24 protein-coding genes are annotated in these 21744 nt (G+C 66.9%); 13 read left to right on the forward strand and 11 right to left on the reverse strand.

The window, feature by feature from the left end:
- The 4 genes from HMPREF2886_RS30755 to HMPREF2886_RS30770 form a co-directional block, all read left to right on the forward strand.
- Positions 1-275: ABC transporter permease subunit (locus HMPREF2886_RS30755; RefSeq protein WP_049263398.1), on the forward strand; the 275-nt coding region annotated here is incomplete at its 5' end.
- The gene (locus HMPREF2886_RS30760; protein ID WP_033977419.1) at positions 272-976 is read left to right on the forward strand and encodes an amino acid ABC transporter permease; all 705 of its coding nucleotides are present in this window, start codon (positions 272-274) and stop codon (positions 974-976) included. The genes HMPREF2886_RS30755 and HMPREF2886_RS30760, both read left to right, overlap by 4 nt.
- The gene (locus HMPREF2886_RS30765; protein WP_070749026.1) at positions 973-1716 is read left to right on the forward strand and encodes an amino acid ABC transporter ATP-binding protein; all 744 of its coding nucleotides are present in this window, start codon (positions 973-975) and stop codon (positions 1714-1716) included. The genes HMPREF2886_RS30760 and HMPREF2886_RS30765 overlap by 4 nt, the downstream gene beginning before the upstream one ends.
- Before the next feature lie 8 nt (positions 1717-1724).
- A complete protein-coding gene (locus tag HMPREF2886_RS30770; protein ID WP_033977422.1) occupies positions 1725-2729 on the forward strand; it encodes an isopenicillin N synthase family dioxygenase in 1005 nt (334 codons plus the stop codon).
- A gap of 40 nt (positions 2730-2769) precedes the next feature.
- Here the strand turns inward: HMPREF2886_RS30770 and pqsL are convergent, their stop codons facing one another.
- Positions 2770-3966, reverse strand: coding sequence for an FAD-dependent monooxygenase PqsL (pqsL, locus tag HMPREF2886_RS30775; RefSeq protein WP_033968344.1), 1197 nt, complete (start codon positions 3964-3966; stop codon positions 2770-2772).
- A gap of 422 nt (positions 3967-4388) precedes the next feature.
- On the opposite strand from pqsL, the gene HMPREF2886_RS30780 reads away from it, so the two are divergent.
- Both HMPREF2886_RS30780 and HMPREF2886_RS30785 read left to right on the forward strand, forming a co-directional pair.
- Positions 4389-5411 carry a GlxA family transcriptional regulator gene (locus HMPREF2886_RS30780; protein ID WP_033977426.1) on the forward strand — a complete coding sequence of 341 codons (1023 nt, stop codon included), beginning with the start codon at positions 4389-4391 and terminating at the stop codon, positions 5409-5411.
- 25 nt (positions 5412-5436) lie between these two features.
- Positions 5437-5904 carry a VOC family protein gene (locus HMPREF2886_RS30785; protein WP_073649390.1) on the forward strand — a complete coding sequence of 156 codons (468 nt, stop codon included), beginning with the start codon at positions 5437-5439 and terminating at the stop codon, positions 5902-5904.
- Positions 5905-5907: 3 nt separating this feature from the next.
- Here the strand turns inward: HMPREF2886_RS30785 and HMPREF2886_RS30790 are convergent, their stop codons facing one another.
- Together HMPREF2886_RS30790 and HMPREF2886_RS30795 are read right to left on the reverse strand one after the other, a co-directional pair.
- Positions 5908-6546 carry an FMN-binding negative transcriptional regulator gene (locus tag HMPREF2886_RS30790; protein WP_070749028.1) on the reverse strand — a complete coding sequence of 213 codons (639 nt, stop codon included), beginning with the start codon at positions 6544-6546 and terminating at the stop codon, positions 5908-5910.
- A 27-nt stretch (positions 6547-6573) separates the two neighbouring features.
- The gene (locus tag HMPREF2886_RS30795; RefSeq protein WP_033974337.1) at positions 6574-7293 is read right to left on the reverse strand and encodes a B3/B4 domain-containing protein; all 720 of its coding nucleotides are present in this window, start codon (positions 7291-7293) and stop codon (positions 6574-6576) included.
- A 300-nt stretch (positions 7294-7593) separates the two neighbouring features.
- Here HMPREF2886_RS30795 and HMPREF2886_RS30800 point away from each other — a divergent pair, with 300 nt between their 5' ends.
- Positions 7594-9237, forward strand: a complete 1644-nt coding sequence (locus tag HMPREF2886_RS30800) for an acetolactate synthase large subunit (RefSeq protein ID WP_033974335.1) — start codon at positions 7594-7596, stop codon at positions 9235-9237.
- 42 nt (positions 9238-9279) lie between these two features.
- Here the strand turns inward: HMPREF2886_RS30800 and HMPREF2886_RS30805 are convergent, their stop codons facing one another.
- Entirely contained in the window at positions 9280-10575 is a 1296-nt protein-coding gene (locus HMPREF2886_RS30805; protein ID WP_058173088.1) for an OprD family porin, read from the reverse strand.
- Positions 10576-10802: 227 nt separating this feature from the next.
- Between HMPREF2886_RS30805 and HMPREF2886_RS30810 the strand changes: the two genes are divergently transcribed.
- From HMPREF2886_RS30810 to HMPREF2886_RS30820, 3 genes are read left to right on the forward strand one after another with little or no spacing between them, the layout of a single operon-like run.
- Complete coding sequence (locus tag HMPREF2886_RS30810; protein ID WP_033969465.1) at positions 10803-11321, forward strand: 2,4'-dihydroxyacetophenone dioxygenase family protein; 519 nt, start codon at positions 10803-10805, stop codon at positions 11319-11321.
- 38 nt (positions 11322-11359) lie between these two features.
- Positions 11360-12382 (forward strand): NAD-dependent epimerase/dehydratase family protein, encoded by a 1023-nt coding sequence (locus tag HMPREF2886_RS30815; RefSeq protein ID WP_201023476.1) that lies wholly within the window; start codon positions 11360-11362, stop codon positions 12380-12382.
- Positions 12383-12424: 42 nt separating this feature from the next.
- Positions 12425-13504 carry a zinc-binding dehydrogenase gene (locus HMPREF2886_RS30820; protein ID WP_058173089.1) on the forward strand — a complete coding sequence of 360 codons (1080 nt, stop codon included), beginning with the start codon at positions 12425-12427 and terminating at the stop codon, positions 13502-13504.
- Positions 13505-13526: 22 nt separating this feature from the next.
- On the opposite strand, the gene HMPREF2886_RS30825 is transcribed toward HMPREF2886_RS30820, so the two are convergent.
- The 3 genes from HMPREF2886_RS30825 to HMPREF2886_RS30835 form a co-directional block, all read right to left on the reverse strand.
- Complete coding sequence (locus HMPREF2886_RS30825) at positions 13527-14543, reverse strand: AraC family transcriptional regulator (RefSeq protein WP_070749030.1); 1017 nt, start codon at positions 14541-14543, stop codon at positions 13527-13529.
- Between the two features lie 77 nt (positions 14544-14620).
- A complete protein-coding gene (locus HMPREF2886_RS30830) occupies positions 14621-15364 on the reverse strand; it encodes a class I SAM-dependent DNA methyltransferase (RefSeq protein ID WP_033969471.1) in 744 nt (247 codons plus the stop codon).
- A 101-nt stretch (positions 15365-15465) separates the two neighbouring features.
- Positions 15466-15867, reverse strand: a complete 402-nt coding sequence (locus HMPREF2886_RS30835; protein ID WP_058173092.1) for a GFA family protein — start codon at positions 15865-15867, stop codon at positions 15466-15468.
- A 142-nt stretch (positions 15868-16009) separates the two neighbouring features.
- Between HMPREF2886_RS30835 and HMPREF2886_RS30840 the strand changes: the two genes are divergently transcribed.
- The gene (locus tag HMPREF2886_RS30840) at positions 16010-16291 is read left to right on the forward strand and encodes a peptidylprolyl isomerase (protein ID WP_003101349.1); all 282 of its coding nucleotides are present in this window, start codon (positions 16010-16012) and stop codon (positions 16289-16291) included.
- A 147-nt stretch (positions 16292-16438) separates the two neighbouring features.
- Here HMPREF2886_RS30840 and piv read toward each other — a convergent pair whose 3' ends face one another.
- Positions 16439-17827, reverse strand: coding sequence for a protease IV (piv, locus tag HMPREF2886_RS30845; RefSeq protein WP_033969476.1), 1389 nt, complete (start codon positions 17825-17827; stop codon positions 16439-16441).
- Positions 17828-18341: 514 nt separating this feature from the next.
- Here piv and HMPREF2886_RS35355 point away from each other — a divergent pair.
- Positions 18342-18512: a hypothetical protein gene (locus tag HMPREF2886_RS35355; RefSeq protein ID WP_220182213.1), complete on the forward strand. Its 171-nt coding sequence runs from the start codon at positions 18342-18344 to the stop codon at positions 18510-18512.
- A gap of 414 nt (positions 18513-18926) precedes the next feature.
- Here the strand turns inward: HMPREF2886_RS35355 and HMPREF2886_RS30850 are convergent, their stop codons facing one another.
- Both HMPREF2886_RS30850 and HMPREF2886_RS30855 read right to left on the reverse strand, forming a co-directional pair.
- Positions 18927-19205 (reverse strand): hypothetical protein, encoded by a 279-nt coding sequence (locus tag HMPREF2886_RS30850; RefSeq protein ID WP_033969477.1) that lies wholly within the window; start codon positions 19203-19205, stop codon positions 18927-18929.
- 234 nt (positions 19206-19439) lie between these two features.
- A complete protein-coding gene (locus HMPREF2886_RS30855) occupies positions 19440-20363 on the reverse strand; it encodes a LysR family transcriptional regulator (protein ID WP_033969478.1) in 924 nt (307 codons plus the stop codon).
- A gap of 140 nt (positions 20364-20503) precedes the next feature.
- Between HMPREF2886_RS30855 and HMPREF2886_RS30860 the strand changes: the two genes are divergently transcribed.
- Entirely contained in the window at positions 20504-20902 is a 399-nt protein-coding gene (locus HMPREF2886_RS30860; RefSeq protein WP_033969480.1) for a RidA family protein, read from the forward strand.
- 32 nt (positions 20903-20934) lie between these two features.
- Here HMPREF2886_RS30860 and xth read toward each other — a convergent pair whose 3' ends face one another.
- Positions 20935-21735 carry an exodeoxyribonuclease III gene (gene xth, locus HMPREF2886_RS30865; protein WP_070749032.1) on the reverse strand — a complete coding sequence of 267 codons (801 nt, stop codon included), beginning with the start codon at positions 21733-21735 and terminating at the stop codon, positions 20935-20937.
- Positions 21736-21744 lie beyond the last annotated feature (9 nt).

Below are 21744 nucleotides of genomic sequence, written 5' to 3' on the forward strand. Positions count from 1 at the left end.
TGGCGAGCATGCGCCTGGTGATCCTCCCGCAGGCCTTGCGGATCACCGTACCGCCGCTGATCTCGCAAACCCTCAACCTGTGGAAGAACACCAGCATCGCCACGGTGATCGGCGTCGCCGAGCTGATGTACCAGGCCGGCCAGGTGGAGAGTTCGACCTTCCGCAGCTTCGAGTCCTTTGCCTTCGCCACCGCGGCCTATCTCAGCGTATCGCTGCTGATCACCGGCGCCGCCGCCTGGTACCAGCAGCGCTATCCGGGAGTCGAACGGCGATGACCACCCTGGAACTGATCGATAGCTACTGGCTGTACTTCCTCGTCGGCCAGTACCCCAACGGGCCGTTGGGCGGGCTGGCCCTGACCCTGGCCCTGGCCTCGCTGGCGCTGCTGCTGGCGCTGCCGCTGGGCATCCTGCTCGGCCTGGCGCGGGTCAGCCCCTGGCGCTGGCTGCGCTGGCCGATCACCGTGCTGGTCTTCGTGGTGCGCGGGGTGCCGTTGCTGATGGTGATCTTCTGGGCCTATTTCTTTCTGCCGACCCTGACCGGCCAGCGCACCGACCAGTTCACCACCATGCTGCTGGCGCTTGTGCTGTTCGACGCGGTGTACCTGGCCGAGATCGTCCGCGCCGGCATCCAGGGCCTCGACCGTGGCCAGTTCGAGGCGGCGCGTTCGCTCGGCCTGGGCTACCTGGCGAGCATGCGCCTGGTGATCCTCCCGCAGGCGCTGCGCAACATGCTGCCGTCGTTGGTCAACCAGTTCGTCTCGACGATCAAGGAAACCTCCCTGGGTTACATCATCGGCCTGGCCGAAGTCAGTTTCATCGCCTCGCAGATCAATACCCAGGTGTTCACCCTGCCGACCCAGGTCTACCTGATCCTCGGCCTCACCTATTTCATCCTGTGCTTCGGCCTGTCGCGTTTCGCCTTCTGGCTCGAACGCCGCCGGGCGCAGTGCGGCAATCCCAAGGAGGCCCGATGATCCGGCTGGAAAAGGTCAACAAATGGTACGGCGCCTACCACGCCCTGGCGGATGTCGACGAACAGGTCGGCCGCGGTGAGGTGGTGGTGATCTGCGGACCCTCGGGCTCCGGCAAATCGACCCTGATCCGTACCCTGAACCGCCTGGAACCGATCCAGGGCGGGCGCATCCTGATCGATGGCCAGGACATCCACGCTCCCGGCCTGGACCTCAATCGCTTCCGCTCGCATATCGGCTTCGTGTTCCAGCAATTCAATCTGTTCCCGCACCTGAACGTGCTGGACAACTGCACCCTGGCGCCGCTCCGTTTGCGCGGCCTGAAACCCGCGGAGGCGCGCCGCCAGGCCATGGCGCTGCTGGAACGGGTCGGTCTGGCGGACAAAGCGGCGGCGTTCCCCGCGCGGCTTTCCGGCGGCCAGCAGCAGCGCGTGGCGATCGCCCGCGCGCTGGCGATGGAACCGCCGCTGATGCTGTTCGACGAACCGACCAGCGCCCTCGACCCGGAGATGGTCGGCGAGGTGCTGCTGGTGATGCGCGACCTGGCCCGCGACGGCATGACCATGGTGGTGGTGACGCATGAGATGGGCTTCGCCCACGACGTCGCCGACCGCGTGCTGTTCATGGACGCCGGCCGGGTGCTGGAGCGCGCCAGCCCCGACGATTTCTTCAACCGCCCGCAGCACCCGCGAGCGCGGAAGTTCCTCGCCGACATCCGCACCCCCTTCGCCCAACCCCTGTGAGGAACGCCATGAGCACTCCGAGTCTGCCGATCATCGATATCGCCGCCCTTGCCGGCAGCGACCCGGCGGCGCGTCGGTCGGTCGCCGTGCGAATCGACCGCGCCTGCCGCGAGCAGGGCTTCTTCTACGTGGTCGGGCACGGCGTCGAGGCGCAATTGGTCGAGCGCCTGGAGCGCCTGGCGCGGCAGTTCTTCGCCCTCGACGAGGCGAGCAAGCTGCGCTGGCGCATGGAGCTTGGCGGGCGCGCCTGGCGCGGCTATTTCCCTCTTGGCGGCGAACTGACCTCCAACCGCCCGGACTGGAAGGAAGGCTTGTACCTGGGCAGCGAACTGGACGCGGAGCATCCCGAAGTGCGCGCCGGGACGCCGCTGCATGGCGCCAACCTGTTCCCCGAGGTGCCCGGCCTGCGCGAGACGCTGCTGGAGTACCTGGACGCAACCACCCGCGTCGGCCACCGGCTGATGGAGGGCATCGCCCTCGGTCTGGGACTGGAAGCCGACTACTTCGCCGCGCGCTATACCGGCGATCCGCTGATCCTCTTCCGCCTGTTCAATTACCCGAGCCAGCCAGTGCCGGAGGGCCTCGACGTGCAGTGGGGCGTCGGCGAACACACCGACTACGGCCTGCTCACGCTGCTCCACCAGGACGCCATCGGCGGCCTGCAGGTGCGCACGCCACAGGGCTGGCTGGAGGCTCCGCCGATACCGGGCTCGTTCGTCTGCAACCTCGGAGACATGCTCGAACGCATGACCGGCGGCCTCTACCGCAGCACGCCGCACCGGGTGGCACGCAACACTTCGGGGCGCGACCGCCTGTCGTTCCCGCTGTTCTTCGATCCGAACTTCCATGCCCGCGTGCAGCCCATCGAAGGGCTGCCCGAGGTGCCGGAACGGGATGACAGCGCCCGTCGCTGGGACCAGGCCAACGTCCACGCTTTCCACGGCGAGTACGGCGACTACCTGCTGAACAAGGTGGCCAAGGTATTCCCGCAGTTGCGCCGCGACCTGCTTTAGGCGCGCGGCCGGACGCTACGCTCCGGCCGCGCTGGCGGGTTCAGCCGAGCGGCGCCGGCGACCGCACCGGCTGGTAGGAACGCTCGCCGCCCAGGGCTTCCGGCGCACGGCTGCTGCCCTGCAGGGCAGTGTCGAAGACCCCGGCGAAGCGCTGGCGATCCTCCAGGCTGGTGACCAGCGCATGGCCATAGGAGACGATCGCCTGGTTCACCGGGAAGCGCTCGGCCTGGTAGCCGGCCAGGGCATCCTCCAGCGCGCAGGCGTCGCGCAAGGCCAGGTCGAGGGCGTCGGCCAGGGCGCTGGCGTCCTCGATGGCCAGGTTCATGCCCTGGCCGGTGATCGGGTGCACGTTGTGGATGGCGTCGCCGAGCATCGCCACGTTGTTCGCCCAGTAGCGGTCCAGGTTCAGGTAGCCGATGGGGATGCCCTTGAAGCGCGAAGTGCCGGTGACGGCGGCGATCGCCTCGGCGCTCTCGTCGCCGACGAAGCGTTGCAAGCGCCGGCGCAGCGACTCGCCGCGGGTGTCGGCCATCAGCTCGCGCGACTCTTCCCTGGGGAAGCTCACCACCAGTCGCGCGCGGTCGAAACCGATCGGGTAGAAATAGGCCAGCCCGCCCTGCGAGTCCACGTACAGCCGGTTGCGCTCGGCCACGCAGGGTGCCAGGGCGAAGGTGCCGACCAGCATCGGCGACGGGTAGGGGTGGCGCTCCACCTCGATATCGAGCAGCCGGCGGCGCACGTAGGAGGCGATACCGTCGGCACCCACCACCACCCGCGGACGCAGCACGCGGCCGTCGTTCAGGCGCACCTGGTCGATCGCGTGGCGCTCGTCGCGCTGCACCGCTTCGATGCGGGTCTCGAACAGCATCTCGACGGTCGCTTCGCCGTCGATCTTTTCCAGTACCAGGCGGCGCAGCGACTCGCAGGGCATGAGGATGAAATAGCCGCGCGCGTCGACGCTGGAATAGTTGAAATAGCGAAGCAGCTCGCCGTCGTGATAGACCTCCAGCTCATGGCGGACCCGCCCGCCGCGACGGGTCACCTCGGCCAACAGCCCGGCCGCCTCGACCACCCGGATGCCGGCCGGCTTGAGCAGGTCGGCGCCGTTGATCGCGCGTTCGCGCCGTGCCTGCTCCACTACCACCACGCGGTGGCCCTGGCGGCCGAGCAGGTAGGCGAGCATCGCCCCGCCGATGCCGCAGCCGTTGATCAGTACGTCGATATGGTTGTCCGTCATGGATGAGTCTCCGTGTCGTTCCTGGCGGAAAAGGGAAGGGTGGAGGCAGCAGCATAGCGACGGAACGTTATGCAGAATGGGTGTTGTCTGCACTTGGTCGCCTGTCGCGGCAGGCGATGGCATGACGGCCCGAGCGTTGGCGATGCCGCAGGTCTCGAGGGACAGGCCGATGGCGAGCCGGCACCGCGTACTCGGCCGTGCCGCGAGGCGACGATTGGAAATGCGCACGGATGATTTCCGCCACGGCGTACGGCGGAGTTCTACCGGAGGCTCGGCACGAAAGAAGGTGACGCCCGAAGGCGTCTTTGAGCATATTCCCGTAGCGCGCCAAGCAGGCGCCGGGTCGCCAGGGTCGAAGCCGGGTTTGAGCGCCCTGGCGTTTCGCAATGGCCGGGAACAAGAAGAACAAGAGGCACGAATCGATGGAAAGAAGGCGTTTCAGCGCCGCCCTGCAAGGGCAGAACCTCAGGTTCACCGGGGCCGGGGAGGGGGGCTCGGCACGGGCGCGGGTGGGCTTCCTGCTGCTCGAACACTTTTCCCTGCCGGCCTTCACCCAGGCGCTGGACACCCTGGTAACCGCCAACCTGATCCGCAGCGAGTCCTTCGCGGTGAGCAACTTCAGCCTGAGCGGCGAGCCGGTGACCAGCGACCTCGGCTTGCTGATCTGCCCGGACCTGGCGCTCGCCTCGGCGGCGCTGCAAGGACTCGACCTGCTGGTGGTCTGCGGCGGCTTGCGCACCCCTATGCGCTCGTCCGCCGCGCTGCGGGAAGCGTTGCAGGACGTGGCGTCGCGCGGCGTCGCCCTGGCCGGGCTGTGGAACGGCGCCTGGTTCCTCGGCGACGCCGGCCTGCTGGATGGCTACCGCTGCTGCATCCATCCCGAGCACCGCGCCGCCCTCGCCGAGATCGCCCGCAACAGCCAGGTGACCAGCGACAGCTACATGGTCGACCGCGACCGCCTGACCGCGGCCAGCCCCACCGGCGCCTTCAACCTGGCCCTGGAGTGGATCGCCCGGCGCCACGGGCGCGACCTGGTGGAGGCGGTGGTGGATATCCTCGCCTTCGAGGAATCGCGCTATCGGCGGGTGCGCCCGGCCCTGCACGAGAAGATGAGCGAGCCGTTGCGCGAAGTGATCAACCTGATGGCGGCGAATATCGAGGAACCGCTCAGCCAGGAGCAGCTCGCCCACTACGTGGGGCGCTCGCGGCGGCAGATCGAGCGGCTGTTCCAGCAGCAGCTCGGAACCACGCCGGTGCGCTACTACCTGGAGTTGCGGATCACCGAGTGCCGGCGCCTGCTGCAACATTCCGACCTGACCATGCTGGAGGTCCTGGTCGCCTGCGGCTTCGTCTCGCCCAGCCACTTCAGCAAGTGCTACACCGCCTTCTACGGCTACCCGCCGTCGAAAGAAGTGCGCTACGGCAACGTCCGCTCGACGAAATGAGGGCGTTTCGCCGGACGCGGCCGGCATGCTAGAACGGACCTTTCGCCCTGGCCTGCGGAGGTCCTGCGCCATGTCCCAGCCTTTTCTCTGGCGTCGCGTCAACGACTCGTCCGGTTTCGCCGAGCCGCGGGTGTTCATCCGTGTCTACCTGAAACCGGGCAGCATCGATGCGGCCATCGCCTTCTACGAAGACCTGCAGGGCGTCGCCCACGACATGCGCTTCGACTTTCCCGAGAAACGCCTGACACTCGCCGCGGTCGGTGCTTTCCTCCTGCTGGAGGGCAGCGATGAGGCCCTGGCGCCGTTCCGCAGCACCACCGGCACTCTGCTGGTGGACGACATCGAGCCCTATCACCGGCGCTTGCTGGCTGCCGGCGCGCAGATCATCTTCGGGCCGGCGCGCGCGCCCACCGGCGCCTGCTTCAATGCGCTGCTGCCGGACGGCACGGTGGTCGAGTTCGTCCACCACCGGCCGCAGCCGGGCGAGGCCTGAGCCTCAGCCGTCGCGCCGGGCGGCGCAGTCGCCCATGGCCGCGCCGATCGCCTGTTCGCCGCGCGCCAGCAGCGCTGCGCTGGCGCCGCGGATATCGCGGGCTTCCTTGTTCTGGCTGAGCTTGAACTTGCCGACCAGGCGGGTGATCTCGATTTCGATGCCGACGATCAGCCGGAGCATCTCGTCGATGTAGTCGGCGGGGCCGTCGGTCATTTTCCAGGGCGTTTCCTGGGGCGCTTCGTGGGTGCGGGTCAGGCGCGCCACCAGGCCGCGCACGTAGCGTTCGTCGTCGCGAATCCGCACCCGGCCGTGGGCGTGGACCACCCGGTAGTTCCAGGTCGGCACCTGGCGGTGGTGCTCCTGCTTGCTCGGGTACCACTGCGGCGAGATGTAGGCATCGCCGGCGCGGAACACCACCAGCACCTCGTCGCCGTCGCGCAGTTCGCTCCATACCGGGTTGTTGCGCGCGACATGGGCTTCCAGGGTGCCTTGCGCGCCCTTTTCCGCGCTCAGCTCGAACGGCAGGTGGTTGGCGTCCAGGCCCGCTTCGCCGTGGCTGACCAGCAGGCCCAGCGGATAGTCGCGGATCAGCGCGTGCAGCGCCTGCGGGTCTGACTCTTCGAAATGCGAAGGCAGGTACATGTTCTGTTCTCCTCGGGGACTGGGCCCTTATACGCTGTCGGCGGGTTCCTTCGCCACGCACAGCAGGCGCGAGTCGGCGCGCATGCCGGGCATCATCAGGCGCAATTCGTCGAGCAGCAGGCCGCCGGCTTCGTGCAGGGCCGCCAGCGGCATTTCCGGCAGGCTCTCGAGGATGAACCACATGCGCCGGGCGCTGGCGTCCAGGCGGGTGCGCACGCCCTGGCGCCAGTTCCAGCGGCGGCAGGTGACGCCGAGGTCGTCGCGCCAGACCACCTCGCCGGGGTCGGGGGATTCGTCGACCGCCTCGCCGTTCTTCAGGGTGTCGAAGGTCTCGCTGCCGTCGGCGACCACCAGGCGCGGCGTGCCGGCATAGGCGGCGAGGTTCTCGCCGCCTACCGGGATGGCGAATTGCACGCTGATGGCGTTGTACAGGTCCACCACCGGGTCGATGCTCGGCAGCCCGCCGTCGCGCAGCGCACGCTTGCGCAGGGCTTCGGCGGAGCAGGGGGTGCGCTGCGGCTTGGCGCCGAAGCGGCGGAACGCCTCGGCCCAGGCTGCCAGGTGCGCCTCGGCCCAGTCCGGTTCGCCACGCGCCAGCGCCTGGCAGGCGCGCTCCACGGCGCGGTCGGCGATTTCCGGACGAACGATCGGCGCCGCCTCGACGGTGAGGCTCAGGGCGCGGAAACCGGGGGCGAGGGCGGCCACCTCGGCGGCGATGACGGGGAGGATCGGGGCGTGCTCGGGCATGGGCGTCTTCAGGGTTCGGTGAGATGGAGGGGCCGGGGCATTCGGCTTGGCCGGCGCGCAAGGCCGTGGGTGGATTTCTACCATCCAGGCTCCGCCGCCACCATGAAATCAGCAAATGAATTATTAGCTGTGCTGATGATCGGGTGGGCAGGTTCAGCTGCGCTAATGACGGGAGTGGCGTTCGCTTGCCGGCGAAGCCGGCGCCAGAGCCTTCCGCCGGCCGGGCGGGGCTGGACAGCGAGGCGCGAGGGGCGCAGTGTTCGAGCGGTCAGAACCGCCACCACCCGAGGTAGAACGCAGATGGCCAAGGCAGCCGATGTGGTTGTGCAATGCCTGGAAAACGAGGGCGTGCAGTACGTCTTCGGAATTCCCGGCGAGGAGAATCTCGACCTGCTGGAGTCCCTGCGCAAGTCGCAGATCCGGCTGGTGCTCACCCGCCACGAACAATCGGCCGGCTTCATGGCCGCCACCTATGGGCGCCTCACCGGCAAGACCGGGGTCAGCCTGTCGACCCTCGGCCCGGGCGCCACCAACCTGGTCACCGCCGGCGCCTACGCCTACCTGGGCGGCATGCCGATGCTGATGATCACCGGGCAGAAGCCGATCAAGAAGTCCAAGCAGGGCCGCTTCCAGATCCTCGACGTGGTCGGCATGATGCAGCCGCTGACCAAGTACACCCACCAACTGGCCTCCGCCGACAACATTCCCTCGCGGGTCCGCGAGGCGTTCCGCCTGGCCGAGGAAGAGAAGCCCGGCGCGGTGCACCTGGAGCTGCCGGAGGACATCGCCGCCGAGCAGACCGACAGCCTGCCCATCCCGCCGAGCCTGAGCCGCCGGCCGCTGGCGGAATACAAGGCGATCTGCGCCGCGGTGGAGAAGCTGCGCGCCGCGCGCAGCCCGATCCTGGTCATCGGCGCCGGGGCCAATCGCAAGATGACCGCCAAGGTCCTCAAGCAACTGATCGACAAGACCGGCATTCCCTTCGTCACCACCCAGATGGGCAAGGGCGTGGTCGACGAGCGTCACCCGCGCTTCCTCGGCAACGCCGCGCTGTCCGCCGGCGACTTCGTGCATCGCGCGGTGGAGGCGGCCGACCTGATCGTCAACGTCGGCCACGATGTGATCGAGAAGCCGCCGTTCTTCATGGTTCGCGGCGGTACCGAGGTGATCCACGTGAACTTCCGTTCCGCCGAGGTGGACCCGGTGTATTTCCCGCAGATCGAGGTGGTGGGCGATATCGCCAACGCCGTCTGGCAGATCGGCGAGGCGCTGGACGATACCGCGCACTGGGACTTCAGCCGCCTGCTGGCGATCCGCGAGGCCAACGAGGCGCAGGTCGCCGAAGGCGCCGACGACCCGCGCTTCCCGCTCTATCCGCAGCGCCTGGTGGCCGACGTGCGCCGTGCATTGCCGTCGCAGGGCATCGTCGCCCTGGACAACGGCATGTACAAGATCTGGTTCGCCCGCAACTACAAGGCGCACATGCCCAACACCGTGCTGCTGGACAACGCCCTCGCCACCATGGGCGCCGGCCTGCCCTCGGCGATGGCCGCGCACCTGGTCTACCCGGACCGGCCGATCGTCGCGGTGTGCGGCGATGGCGGCTTCATGATGAACAGCCAGGAACTGGAAACCGCGGTGCGGCTGAAGATGAACCTGACGGTGATCATCCTGCGCGACAACGGCTACGGGATGATCCGCTGGAAGCAATCGAACATGGGCTTCGCCGACTTCGGGCTGGACTACGGCAACCCGGACTTCGTGCGCTACGCCGAGGCCTACGGCGCCCACGGTCACCGGGTCGACAGCGCCGAGGGCTTCCTGCCGCTGCTGGAGCGCTGCCTGGGCACGCCCGGGGTGCATGTGATCGATTGCCCGGTGGATTACTCGGAGAACGACCGCATCCTCAACGTCGAGTTGCGCGAACGCGCCCTGGCGGTCTGAACCGCCGGAGCGTCGCGCCGGCGTGCGTTGCGGCGCGACGGCTCAGAACAGCGACAGGTTGTAGCTGGCGATCAGGCGCACCTCGTCCACGTCGCGCGCCGAGCGCTCGAAGTCGGTGCGGTAGGTGGCGTTGCGCAGGCGCAGGCTGAGGTCCTTGAAGCGGCCGCTCTGTACCACGTACTTCAGCTCGATGTCGCGCTCCCATTCCTTGCCCTCGTCGCCATTGGCCAGGCGGATATGGTCGCCGTTGACGTAGCGGGTCATGAAGCTCAGGCCGGGCACGCCGACGCTGCGCAGGTCGAAGTCGTAGCGCAGTTGCCAGGAGCGTTCCTCGGGGTTGGCGAAGTCATTCACCTGCAGGTAGTTGGCCAGGTACGGATTGCTGCCGTCGAGGTAGGGCATCGAGCTGGCGCCGTTCATCCGCTGCCAGCCGGCGCTGAGCGTTTGGCCGCCCTGGGCGTAGGCGAGCAGCAGGCTGAGGGCGCGGTTGTCGATCTTGCCGGCCCGGGCCGCGCCGGCGTCCTCGCTGTCGAACCAGCGCAGGTCGGCGCTCAGCTTGCCGGCGCCGAGTTGCCGCTTGCCCACGGCACCGAGGTAGCGCTGGCGATAGACGTTGCGCAGGCCGCCCTGGGCGTATTGCAGCAGCAGGCCGTCGTTGACCTGGTAGTCGAGTTGGTAGGCGTCGAAGCGGTTGCCGGTGGTGTCGCAGGCGTAGCGCTTGTTCTTGCAGTGCAGGCGGATGTCCTGGGCGTCGCTGGAGTCCCGCGCGGTGTAGCGCTCCAGGCGGGTGGCGGAGAGCCTGAGCCCGGCGAGCTCTTGGCTGCTCAGCTGGGCGCCGTGGAACAGGGTCGGCAGCAGGCGTCCGTCGTTGTATTTCAGCAACGGCATGTCCGGCAGCATCGCGCCGTACCTGAACTGTGTCTGCGAGAAGCGCATCTTGCCGGCGACGCCGGCCTTGGCGTACTGGTCGACCGAGCGACGCGGATCGTGGCCGCTGGAGGGCAGCAGGCCGCTGTTGCTGTCCGCGGGGCTGGAGTCGAGCTTGATCCCGAGCATCGCCAGGGTATCCACGCCGAAGCCCAGCGCGCCCTCGGTATAGCCCGAGCGCAGGTCGAGAATGAAGCCCTGCGCGGCTTCCTCGCGCTTGGAGGCGCCCTGTGGGTTGGCCGAGCTACCGTCGCGGAAGTCGCGGTTGAAGTAGACGGTGCGCGCTTCCAGGCGCGCGCTGCTGTCCTCGAGGAAGGCGGCAGGGGCCGGAGCGATGAAGCCGCCGCACAGGGCGAGGGCGCCCAGGCCGCGAAGGGGGCGGGGCGAACGGGGGGAAAACGGGGAGGACATGCGGTGACTCTCGACAGCGGGGGTAAAAAAGCGCGCGAAGGTGTCACAGATGGCCGGCGGGGTCTTTGCGACCTTGGTCTAGGGCGCGGCTGGCGATCGGCGGAAGGTCTGGCTGTCGGCAAATACCAAGTCTGTGGCGGCAAATGACAATTAAAGCGGGCGACGGCTGCGCAGTATTGGCAGCGTCCCTAACGCTCTTCCCGACAACCCGCCCGAGGTCAACCGCCATGGCCATGCCCACGCCGATCTTCGATCACAAACGCCTGCTCACCCTCGACACCCATGACTTGCCGATCTACGAGGATGCCCTGGCGCCCTATTTCCCGGGCGTCGACGTGCAGCCGCTGTACCTCGATCCCAACCAGGGCGTGTGGGCCCTGCGGGTGATCTTCCGGCCCGGGGTGCGCCTGCCCTGCCATTACCACACCGGCCCGGTGCATCTGTTCACCCTGTCCGGCAAGTGGAATTACCTGGAGTACCCGGAATCGCCCCAGACCGCCGGCTGCTACCTGTACGAGCCGGGCGGTTCGATCCACACCTTCAGCGTGCCGGCGGACAACACCGAGCCGACCGACACTCTCATGGTGGTCCACGGGGCCAACGTGAACTTCGACCAGGGCGGCAACTACGTGAACATCATGGACGCCGGCGACATCATGCAGACCATCGAGCGCCTGATCCGCGAGCGCGGCCTGGAGCCGGCGCGCTATATCCGTCCCGGCCAGGCCGGCTACACCGTCGACTGAGCGCGCCGCAACGCCCCTTGCTACGAGGAGAACACCCGATGAGTGATCCCGGCATGCCCGTCGGCGCCCAGGGCCAGCGGCCGGCGGCGCCCCGTTCGGTCTTCATCACCGGCGCCGGCGGTTTCATCGGCCAGGCGCTGCTCGAGCGCTACAGGGCGGCCGGCGCGGAGGTGCGCGGCATGGACCTGCGCGCCGACCCGGCCAACGGCATCGTCGCGGGCGACCTGGCCCGGCCCGGCCAATGGGCGGAGCACGCCCGCGGTTGCGAGCTGTTCATCAACACTGCCGCGGTGGTGTCGCTGGCGGCGCCCTGGGAGCAGTATCGACGGATTTCGGTGGATGGCGTGCGCCATTGCCTGGATGTCGCGATCGACGCCGGCGCCAGGCGCTTCGTGCAGTTTTCCTCGATCGCCGCGCTGGGCTGGCGCTATCCGCAGCAGGCCGACGAGCGCTGTGCGGTGGTGATCGGCGAACGCTACCGCTACGGGGTGGCCAAGGGGGCCAGCGAGCATCTGGTGCTGGCGGCCCACGCGGCGGGCGAGATCGACTGCACCATCGTGCGTCCCGGAGACGTTTACGGTCCCGGTTCGCGCGCCTGGCTCAGCGAACCGTTGAAGATGGCCCGGGCCGGCATGCTGCTGCTTCCTTCGGGCGGCCGGGGGCGCTGGACCCCGGTCTACATCGACGATCTGCTCGACGGCGTGCTGCTGGCCGCCGGATTGCCGCAAGCCAGCGGGCAGATATTTCACCTCAGCGCGAACGAGTCTGTGAGCTGCCGCGAGTTCTTCGGCCACCACTGGCGCTGGGCCGGCCGCCGCGGTTCGCCGCGCTCCTTGCCGCTGGGCCTGGCGGTCGCGTTGACGCGCGTGGCCTGGGGCGTGAATCGGCTGTTGCGGCGGCCCGGCGAGGTCACCCCGGACACCATGTACATGTTTTCGCGCAGCGGCGACATCTCGATCGACAAGGCGCGGCGAATGCTCGGCTACGCACCGAAGGTCGACCTCGACGAGGGCCTGCGCCGTTCCGAGCGCTGGCTGCGCGAGACCGGCCAACTGGACTGAGCGCCACACTCTTCCTCTACCCGTTTCGTTTCGGAGACAGCCATGAAAGCAGTCGTCATGCGTGACAAGCAATTGCACCTGGAGTCGATCGACGCACCGGTACCCGCTCGCGGCGAGGTGCTGGTCAAGACCCTGGCCTGCGGCATCTGCGGTTCGGACCTGCACATGCTCCACCACTGCGAGCAGGTGCTGGCCAACTTCAAGCGCGGCAACATCCCGGTGGCCTTCGATCCGCAGCAGGGTGTGGTATTCGGCCACGAGTACTGCGGCGAGATCATCGACCATGGGCCCGGCAGCGACAGGACGCTCAAGGTTGGCACCCGGGTCTGCTCGCTGCCGTTCGTGATCACTCCACGGAGCTTCCATCACATCGGCTATTCGAATCACTATCCCGGCGGCTACGGCGAGCAGATGGTCCTGCCGGAGCAGATGCTGGTGGCGGTTCCTGGCGACCTGCCGGCGGATATCGCGGCGCTGACCGAGCCGCTGACCGTTGCCGCCCATGCGGTGAACCGCGCGCGCCTGGATGGCAGCGAGGCGCCGGTGGTGATCGGTTGCGGCCCCATCGGCCTGGCGCTGATCGCGACGCTGAAGTCGCGCGGCATCGGCCCGGTGGTGGCCGCCGACTTTTCCCCGGCGCGGCGCGCGCTGGCCGAGAAGTTCGGCGCCGACCTGGTGGTCGATCCCGCCGCGCAGTCGCCCTATGAGTCCTGGTTGCAAATGGCGGCTCCCGAGGGCTACGACATCAACGGCCCGCTGGCGTTGTTCGGCCTCGGGCCGCAACCGCGGCCATGCGTGGTGTTCGAGTGCGTCGGCGTGCCGGGGCTGATCCAGCAGGTGATCCAGAACGCTCCGCCGCGCTCGCGCCTGATCGTGGTCGGGGTCTGCATGGAGACCGACAAGATCGAGCCATTGATCGCCATCGGCAAGGAAATGAACGTGCATTTCTCCTTCGGCTATACCGCGGAAGAGTTCGTGCAGACCTTGTACGCCCTGGTCGACGGCCGCCTGGATGGCGCGCCGATGATTACCGGACGCGTGGCCCAGGAGGCGGTCGGCGAGGCGTTCGCCTCCCTGGGGGCGAGCGACCGCCATGCGAAGATCGTCATTACCTACGATTGAGCGCGCGCTGCGCCGATCGCGTTCAGGCGTCGCCGTCGCGCAGTTGCCTGCGCCGTTCGCGTGGCGCCAGCCCATGCCAGCGCCGGCAGGCCCGGTTGAACGAGCTTTGCTCGGTATAGCCGAGCAGGCCGGCGACCTGGGCCATGGGCATGCGCGCCTCGGCCAGGTAGAGATCGGCGAGTTCGCGACGGATCCGCTCGAGCATGGCTTCGAAGACCACGCCTTGCTCGGCGAGACGGCGCTGCAGCGAGCGCTCGTGCATGCCGAGCCGCTCGGCGATCAGCGGCAGGGCGCAGCGCTGGGTCGGCAGCAGGCGCTTGATCGAATCCTCGACTTGAGTGCGGATGTCCAGTGGCGTGGTCGCTTCCAGGCTGCTGACGTAATCCATCATGGTGTCGTGCAACTGGCGATTGTGCCGGTCGATCGGCTTGGCCAACTGTTCGTGGCTCAGGACCAGCGCGTTATGCGGCTGTTCGAAGTGTACCCGGGTGCCGAAGAGGCGCTGGTAGCGTTTCTCCGGGAGTTGCGCCGGTAGCCGCGAAAGCACCGCCAGCGGACGGAACCCGGGGCCGTGGAGCATCTGCAGGGCCTTGTGCATTACCCCCAGGGACAGCTCGACGATCTGTCGCTGGCGGCGCACCCCGTGCAGTCGCAACTCGAAGACCAGATGGGGATGCTCGGCATCCGTTTCCGTGTCCAGGTGGAGCTGCACGCCCGGACTATAGGTATGCAGGAAGCGGATGACCTCGGCCAGGGCCGCGCCGACGCTGCCGGCATTCTGCGCCACCACCGCCAGCGGGCCGAGGATCATCAGGTTCTGGCGTTCCGCCAGGCGCAGGCCGAAGTCGGGACAGCGCAGGCGCTCCGCGCACAACTCCAGCAGATTGATCATCCCGCGATAAGGGATCACCGCCGATCCGTCGTCGAGCATCGAGGGCACGATCTGCACCAGCCGCAGGAGTTCGTCGGGATCACCGCCGAGTTCGCGCACCAGCGGGGGGAAGCCGATCAGCGAAGTGGTTCGGATCAGAGCGGTCATGGGCGCTTCGTCTTGTTGCAGGCCTCGACAGTCTAAACGGAGAACGGCGGGATGGGGCTGTTCGGGGCACCGGCGCGCTAGCGCTTGATGCAGGCGAACAGCGCGTTCCCGGAGCGGCCGTCCCAGGGGGCGAGGCGCTCGTAGTCATGTTCGAAGACCTGCACCTCGAAGTGCGGCTGCAATAGTTGCTGTAGCTCGGCGAAGCCGAGGGCGACCATGGCGTGTTCGTCCTCCCAGGTCTGGGTCGTTCCGTCCGTGGTTTTCTCGATACCGAGGCGCAGTGCCTGGCGCTCGCCCTCGCCGCTGTAGTACCAGCCGGAACCGAAGGTGAAGCGGCTGCCTTGATGCTCCACGGAATGGCGGACGAACGCGCGGTTGTCGATCCGGCGCTTGTCCACCGCGTTGAAGCAGAACACCCCACTGTCCGCGAGTGCGGCGTGGACGCTGGCCAGGCACGCGCGAAGCTGTTCCAGGCCGGCGTTGTAGTGGATCGAATAGAGGAAACAGGTGATCAGGTCCAGCGGCTCGTCCACCTGGAAGCCGGCCATGTCCTGCCGGCTGAAGTACGCTTCGGGGCAGCGCTGTCGGGCGAGATCGAGCATCGGCTGGTTGATGTCCAGGCCGGCGCTGCGGTAGCCGAAGTCGAGAAAGTGCCGCACGTGCGGGCCGGTACCGCAGGCCAGGTCCAGGTGCCGCTGGCCCCGGTTGCCGAACAACTGGTGCAGGCGGCGCACGCAATGGCTCTGCGCCTGGTAGTCGATGTCGGCGCACATCAGGTCGTAGTAGGCGGAGAGATCGGTGTACAGCGCGTTGGAGGACATGGGCGGTAGCGTTCGCTGGAGTTTTCGGCGCGGCATGGTAGCGCAGGCCCTGGCGCCGCCGGGGAAAACCGGCTGCCGGCCGGCGGATCGGGGCCGGGCGTTCAGTCCAGGCGCGGCCAGTCGTCGGCGATCCTGTACCAGCAGGCCATCGATGCGACCTGGACATGCTTCTGTTTCTCCGCCGGGAAGGGCGTGTCCAGGCTGCCGAGGGCGACCGATACCCAGTCGGCGAACTCGCCTTCGCTCCTCGACCAGAACAGCGGCGAGCCGCAGCGCGAGCAGAAGCGCCGGAGCACGGCGGGTGAGGAGCGGAACGCGGCGAGCAGGTCGGCGCCGCGGTCGATGTGCAGGTCCGCGACGGGGACGCTGCCATAGCTGGCGAATGCCGCGCCATGGGCCTTGCGACATTGGCCGCAGTGGCAGTGAGAGAGTGCGCGCGGGGGCGAGGACAGCCGGTAGTGCAGCGCGCCGCACAGGCAACTGCCGTGGAAGATCTGGCTCATCGGAGGGCGTTCCCGGATTCGCAAAGGCGGCGAGTCAAGCAGCCCTCGCCACGCTTGTCGAGCGCCTCCTTCGATCTCGGGCTGTCGGTACGGGCGTCGATGTCTGCTAGGCTCTGCCGTTTCACCCTAGGAGTATTTCCCCATGGCCCGAGCCACTGCCCGCCACATCCTGGTTTCCAGCGAAGCCAAGTGCAACGAACTGAAGACCGCCATCGAAGGCGGTGCCGACTTCGCCGAAGTCGCCCGCGAGCATTCCTCCTGCCCCTCCGGTCGCGACGGTGGCAACCTGGGCTCGTTCGGCCCCGGCCAGATGGTCCGCGAGTTCGACCAGGTGGTCTTCAGCGCGCCGTTGAACGTGGTCCAGGGGCCGGTGAAGACCCAGTTCGGCTACCACCTGCTGGAGGTCACCAGCCGCCAGGACTGAACGTACGGCGGATAACGCCGTTGGCGTTATCCGCCGTACCTGTCCCGGACGCCGAAAGACGTCGCCCTTCCACGCGCCAATCCGAGCGTAGGGCGAATAACCGCTGCGCGGTTATCCGCCGGTGCGCGATCGATAGCCTGGCTGGCCTCAAGGCGCGAAGTAGCGGGAGATCTGCGAATAGACACCGCTGAAATCGGAGAAGTAGTCGTTGCGCTGTGAGGTGGGCGCGCCGCAGTACGAGGGGCCGCCGTACAGGCCACCGCGCAGCTGGTAGGAGCCGTCGCCGGCGACGGTCAGCAGGCCCGAGCCGGACGAGCCGCCTTCGACCACCGCCGACGGCCAGTCGACGCGGGTCAGGGCGGTATGCCCGTCGTAGGTGACGCCCACCGCCGAGACGTTGCCCTGCGAGTACTTCTTGGCGTCGCCGCGCGGATGGTGGATGTCATGGCCGAGCGAGCCGTTGGCGATCGGCGTGGCGCTCCAGCCCTGGTAGAACACGCCGGCCGGCGGAGTGCGCTTGAGTTCCAGCAGCAGGGTGTCGCGCTTCGCGTCGCGGTGCAGGATATTCGCCCCGCCGGTCAGCACGGTGACGCTCTGGTTGATGGTCGAGGCGTCGCCGTAGCACTGGGTGGTGTTGTAGAACCAGATGGTCTGTAGCGTCGCGGCGGTGGCCTGGTCCTCGATGCAGTGCGCGGCCGACCAGAACAACTGGCGCTTGGGTGAGTTGCCGTTGTTCAGCAGGGTGCCGGTGCAGATGTAGCTGCCGCCGTCCGCCGAGTTGGTGAAGACCATCTTCGCCACCGCGGCGGTGGCGTTGTCATAGGCCCGCGTGCCGCTCTGGGTCGCGCAGACCGCATCCACCTCGCAACTGCCGCTGGCGCCGAAGCCGTCGCGGTAGCCGGCCTTGTACAGGGAGTCGGCGAAATACGATACCTGGGGTACCGACAGGCGCAGGTCACCCGGTTGCAGGTTGGCCGGCAGCACCAGTTCGACGGTCAGGGTATCGCCCTCGATGACCGGGCTCCAGTAGGGACGGTTGACCGAGAGGTCCTTGCCGCTGGCCTCGAAGATTTCCTTGCCGGCGCCGGCGAAGTGCAGCAGCACGTCGTCGGGCAGCGAGCCGCTGCGGGTTTCCAGGCGAATCGCGGCGCGCAGGCTGGCGGCCCCCGTAGCGCTGATCGGGAAGCGCGCGGTGTGGCGCCCGTCCGGAGTGTCGATCCATTCGAGGGTTGCCAGGTCGATTTCCGGCGTCGCCGTTTTCAGGCCCACGCCCACTTGCAGCGGCGTACCCGGTTTCGGCGCCAGCGGCGCGGCGCGGGCCACGCGGCGGGCGGGGGGCGCGGCGAAGTGGATACCGGCCGCCGAGATCGCCGCGTTGGGGTTGGCGAAGCGGGCGTGGCCGGTGCTCGCCGGGGAGGCCTGGAGCACGGCGACGTCGCCAGCCATCTCGCTCGCACCGGGCGCCGCCAAGGCCTGGCTCGCGCCGGCAGCCAACGCCAGAACCAGGCATGCATTCAGGTACGTTCTCTTATGCATGAATCGACTCCTTCAGTTTTTTGGGAGGGCAACTTCCTCAATCGTTCGCGTGGCGAAAGATATGCAGGGGTGACGGAGTCGTTCAAATATTTTTTATATTCGCTTCTGCTAGCTATTCATATTAGGAAGTGTTGTGGGTTAGCAGAATAGATAGCTATTTCCGCCTCCTGTGGTTCATATGGAAAGCGCGTGTGCCTAACTTAAGTACGGTCTTGAAATGTCGGGCCAGAGCCTTTCGCCTTGCTTTCTTGTGGTGCGTCAAATCATGCGGAAGCACTGTGCAGGTGCATTCTTCGATGTGAACGGGTTAACGGGATGCAGAATTTCAACTTATCTGGTTTGACTGCTGGATACATATCGGCAGGGGGTGAACTGTGCGTCGCACAACCTATGTTGCGCCGAACTGATTTCCAGATATCGTGTATATGACCGATTGGTTCGGCCTTATAATTATTGCGTCGATATCTGGATGCAGGCGGAGAGGCAACCTGAGGGGCGTCAGGAACGCATGTCGATGCCTCGTGTTGCGGCGACGCTAAGCCTGATCGCGCCGGACGGCCATCACCTCGTCGATGAACGGCGCCTTGCCGGCGAGGTACTCGCCGATGCCGCCGGTATTGCTCGCCTCCAGTTCCAGCTTGAGCGCCTGGTAGCGCCGGCGCAGGAGCGGGTCCTGGCGTCGTAGCGGGTGATGGTGCTGGTCAGGGCCATGAGGGTTCTTCTTGCATGGACGGTTGGCAAACGGGAACCACTGGCGGCGCCCGCGCTTTCTCCTTCGGGGCGGCTGATTGTCGTGGCAGTCGGCCTGGTTCCCGGACTTCTTGTGGATATTTCAGGTTTGCAGTTATGGCGCAGTAATGCGGAGTCTATAACTACATGTACAGTCAGAGTAAAAAGGTTAGCGTTGTATTTTGATCGGCTTCCATGGACAACGGTATCTGAAACAGAGGGATAAACCTCTTGGATGCAATAAGCTGGATGATTTCGATGGGGCTGAGGTCGTTCAGATGGCGGACTTGTCGGTTCGTATGGGCGTAATGGGCGAGTGAGGTGACTCCCCTTCACCTCACTCGCGATATAAGCCATCAGTCGTGGCTAGTCATTTTTTCAGATAAACCTTGAGGTCAATGACTTCCACTGCCCCGCCAATGGCAGATGCACTGGTGTTGAAATCCACCAGATAGCCCTTGTTCAGCGCGGAAAGCAGGGCGTTGTTAATGCTGTCACCCGCATTGCTGTCGAGGTTCACACCATAGGTATTGCTCTGATCGCTCCCATCCTGGCTCGCGACGAATGTGCAATAAGAGCCGGACTTGTCGATATAGACGTTCTTGACTACTTGGCCGGTGCAGAGGCTGAGATTACTAGCGTTAGGCATTTTAATCTTCTCCATGATTTTATGTGTTGTCGGTACTGCGTAATAGAAGTTAGTCGTGGCGAGTGAATTCATAAACTGTGAGAAATAGCAGGCTCGATAAAGGAAATAAAAATATTTGCCAATATTGCAATTGGTTTTCTTTAAATATTAAGGGCGGGACGAGTGGTTTTATTGTTACTTCTGACAGGCGCAAGTACCTGAGCCTGCCGATCCTGGTCGAGTCGGCCGATCCGATCAACGTGGCGGATGCAACGGCGGCGCATGCCGCGCGATCAGTTCGGCGACCCACTCGATGAACACCCGCAGCTTGCCGCTGACGTGGCGGTTCGGCGGGAATGCCAGGTACAGCGGCATCGGTTCCAGGCTCCAGTCCTCGAACAGCGGCAGCAGCTCGCCGCGGGTGAGGGGCTCGCGGGCCATGTAGTGCGGCAGCCAGAGGATGCCCAGGCCGGCCAGCCCGGCCGCCAGGTAGGCGTTGCCGTCGTCCACCGCCAGCACATGGCGGCCCGCCACCCGCAGGCATTCCTCGCCCCTGCGCATGGCGTAGGGCAGGGCCTTGCCGGTACGTGCCCAGAGAAAGCCGACGATGCGCTGGTGGCTGTCCTCCAGTTCGCGCGGGTGGCTCGGCACGCCGGCGCGCTGCAAGTAGGCCGGTGCCGCGTAGACCCCCAGTTGCAGGTCGCCGACCCGCCGCGCCATCAGCGATTGGTCGCGCAGTTCGCCGCCGCGGATGACGCAATCGACGTTCTCGTCGATCAGGTCGACGAGCCGATCGCTCACGCCCAGGTCGATCTGGATCTCCGGATAGCGCGCATGGAACTCGGGCAACGCCGGGATCAGCAGCAGCCGCGCCAGCGGGCTCGGCACGTCGATCCGGAGACGCCCGCGGGGCGCCAGGGCGGCGCTGGAGAGGCTGGTCTCGGCATCGTCCAGTTCCGCCAGCAGGCGTACCACCCGCTCGTAGTAGGCGGCGCCGTCGGCGGTCAGGTTGAGCTTGCGCGTGGTGCGGTTGAGCAGGCGTACCCGCAGCCGCGCTTCCAGTTGCTGGACCAACTGGGTGACGCTGGTGCGGCTCATGTGCAGCGTCTCCGCCGCCTTGGTGAAGCTGCCAGTCTCCACCACACGGGCAAAGGCCTGCATCGCATCGAAACGGTCCATCGGGACTCCGGGTCGTCGGGGATTGTTTGGATTCTACAAACAGTCATGGCCAGGGTTGCGCGTTTATCCACGGCGCGCACGACCTTACCGTTCTTCCATCGACGATGACGGGGCCGGGAGCCCCAGGATGGAGGTATCGCATGACTGTACGCGACGTGGTTTTCCCCGTTGGCCGCCAGGCTCTCTACGAGCGCAACCGCTATTCCCCGGCGGTCCGTAGCGACGGCCTGCTGTTCGTCTCCGGCCAGGTCGGCAGCCGCGACGACGGCTCTCCCGAACCCGAGCTGGAGACCCAGGTCCGCCGCGCCTTCGACAATCTGAATGCGGTGCTCGCCGCGGCCGGTTGCGGGTTCGACGATGTGCTGGACGTCACCGTGTTCATGGTCGACGCCGAGACCAACTTCGAGCGCATCTGGAAGATCGTCCCGGAGTACTGGGGCGAGGCGCCGCACCCCACGCTGACGGCGGTGGGGGTGAACTGGCTGTATGGCTTCAGCTTCGAGATCAAGGTGGTGGCGAGGTTGCCGGCGGGGCGGTGAGAGCCGATGCGCAGTGCCGGGGGCCAGATCGGCTAGCGCCGGGGCTCTAAGGGACGGCGCAGGCTTACCCAGGCCGGCGCGTGGTCGCTGGCGTGCTCCTCGCCGCGCACCCAGCGGTCCACCCCGGCGTCTTCCAGGTGGTCCGCCAGGCTGGCACTGAGCAGCAGATGGTCGATGCGCAGCCCGGCGTCGCGTTGCCAGTGCTGGCGGAAGTAGTCCCAGAAGGTATAGATGCGCCGGTCGGGGAAACGCTGGCGTAGCGCGTCCACCCAGCCCTGCCGCAGGAGGCGCTCGAAGCACTCGCGGGACTCCGGCTGGAGCAGGGCATCCTTTTTCCAGGAGCGGGTGTCGTAGATATCGAAGTCGCTGGGCACCACGTTGAAGTCGCCGGCCAGCACCACCGGATGGCCGCTCTCCATCAGTTCGGCGGCGTGGCGGATGAGGTGCTCGAACCAGGCCAGCTTGTAGTCGAACTTCGGTCCCGGCTGGGGATTGCCATTGGGCAGGTACAGGCTGGCCACCAGCAGGCCGTCGACGGCCGCTTCGAGGTAGCGGCTGTGGGGATCGCTGGCGTTGCCCGGCAGGCCGCGGCGTACCTCCAGCGGCTGGCTGTCGCGGGCGAGGATGGCGACGCCGTTCCACGCCGACTGGCCCTGCCAGATCGCGCCGTATCCGGCCTTCTCCAGCGCCGCGGCGGGGAAGCGCGCGTCGGGCGTTTTCAGTTCCTGCAGGCAGACGATGTCCGGCGCTTCCCGCTCCAGCCAGGCCAGCAGCGCGGCCAGCCGGGTCTGGATGCCGTTGACGTTGAAGGTGGCGATCTTCAGGGTGTCCACCGGTCGCCT

This window comes from Pseudomonas sp. HMSC066A08, from assembly GCF_001813025.1.
Lineage (GTDB): Bacteria > Pseudomonadota > Gammaproteobacteria > Pseudomonadales > Pseudomonadaceae > Pseudomonas > Pseudomonas aeruginosa.

Excerpts from the sequence above, each read along its gene's own strand:
- HMPREF2886_RS30760 (WP_033977419.1), top strand. The coding sequence starts at position 272 with ATGACCACCCTGGAACTGATCGATAGCTACTGGCTGTACTTCCTCGTC.
- HMPREF2886_RS30765 (WP_070749026.1), top strand. The coding sequence starts at position 973 with ATGATCCGGCTGGAAAAGGTCAACAAATGGTACGGCGCCTACCACGCC.
- HMPREF2886_RS30770 (WP_033977422.1), top strand. The coding sequence starts at position 1,725 with ATGAGCACTCCGAGTCTGCCGATCATCGATATCGCCGCCCTTGCCGGC.
- pqsL (WP_033968344.1), bottom strand. The coding sequence starts at position 3,966 with ATGACGGACAACCATATCGACGTACTGATCAACGGCTGCGGCATCGGC.
- HMPREF2886_RS30780 (WP_033977426.1), top strand. The coding sequence starts at position 4,389 with ATGGAAAGAAGGCGTTTCAGCGCCGCCCTGCAAGGGCAGAACCTCAGG.
- HMPREF2886_RS30785 (WP_073649390.1), top strand. The coding sequence starts at position 5,437 with ATGCTAGAACGGACCTTTCGCCCTGGCCTGCGGAGGTCCTGCGCCATG.
- HMPREF2886_RS30790 (WP_070749028.1), bottom strand. The coding sequence starts at position 6,546 with ATGTACCTGCCTTCGCATTTCGAAGAGTCAGACCCGCAGGCGCTGCAC.
- HMPREF2886_RS30795 (WP_033974337.1), bottom strand. The coding sequence starts at position 7,293 with ATGCCCGAGCACGCCCCGATCCTCCCCGTCATCGCCGCCGAGGTGGCC.
- HMPREF2886_RS30800 (WP_033974335.1), top strand. The coding sequence starts at position 7,594 with ATGGCCAAGGCAGCCGATGTGGTTGTGCAATGCCTGGAAAACGAGGGC.
- HMPREF2886_RS30805 (WP_058173088.1), bottom strand. The coding sequence starts at position 10,575 with ATGTCCTCCCCGTTTTCCCCCCGTTCGCCCCGCCCCCTTCGCGGCCTG.
- HMPREF2886_RS30810 (WP_033969465.1), top strand. The coding sequence starts at position 10,803 with ATGGCCATGCCCACGCCGATCTTCGATCACAAACGCCTGCTCACCCTC.
- HMPREF2886_RS30815 (WP_201023476.1), top strand. The coding sequence starts at position 11,360 with ATGAGTGATCCCGGCATGCCCGTCGGCGCCCAGGGCCAGCGGCCGGCG.
- HMPREF2886_RS30820 (WP_058173089.1), top strand. The coding sequence starts at position 12,425 with ATGAAAGCAGTCGTCATGCGTGACAAGCAATTGCACCTGGAGTCGATC.
- HMPREF2886_RS30825 (WP_070749030.1), bottom strand. The coding sequence starts at position 14,543 with ATGACCGCTCTGATCCGAACCACTTCGCTGATCGGCTTCCCCCCGCTG.
- HMPREF2886_RS30830 (WP_033969471.1), bottom strand. The coding sequence starts at position 15,364 with ATGTCCTCCAACGCGCTGTACACCGATCTCTCCGCCTACTACGACCTG.
- HMPREF2886_RS30835 (WP_058173092.1), bottom strand. The coding sequence starts at position 15,867 with ATGAGCCAGATCTTCCACGGCAGTTGCCTGTGCGGCGCGCTGCACTAC.
- HMPREF2886_RS30840 (WP_003101349.1), top strand. The coding sequence starts at position 16,010 with ATGGCCCGAGCCACTGCCCGCCACATCCTGGTTTCCAGCGAAGCCAAG.
- piv (WP_033969476.1), bottom strand. The coding sequence starts at position 17,827 with ATGCATAAGAGAACGTACCTGAATGCATGCCTGGTTCTGGCGTTGGCT.
- HMPREF2886_RS35355 (WP_220182213.1), top strand. The coding sequence starts at position 18,342 with ATGCCTCGTGTTGCGGCGACGCTAAGCCTGATCGCGCCGGACGGCCAT.
- HMPREF2886_RS30850 (WP_033969477.1), bottom strand. The coding sequence starts at position 19,205 with ATGCCTAACGCTAGTAATCTCAGCCTCTGCACCGGCCAAGTAGTCAAG.
- HMPREF2886_RS30855 (WP_033969478.1), bottom strand. The coding sequence starts at position 20,363 with ATGGACCGTTTCGATGCGATGCAGGCCTTTGCCCGTGTGGTGGAGACT.
- HMPREF2886_RS30860 (WP_033969480.1), top strand. The coding sequence starts at position 20,504 with ATGACTGTACGCGACGTGGTTTTCCCCGTTGGCCGCCAGGCTCTCTAC.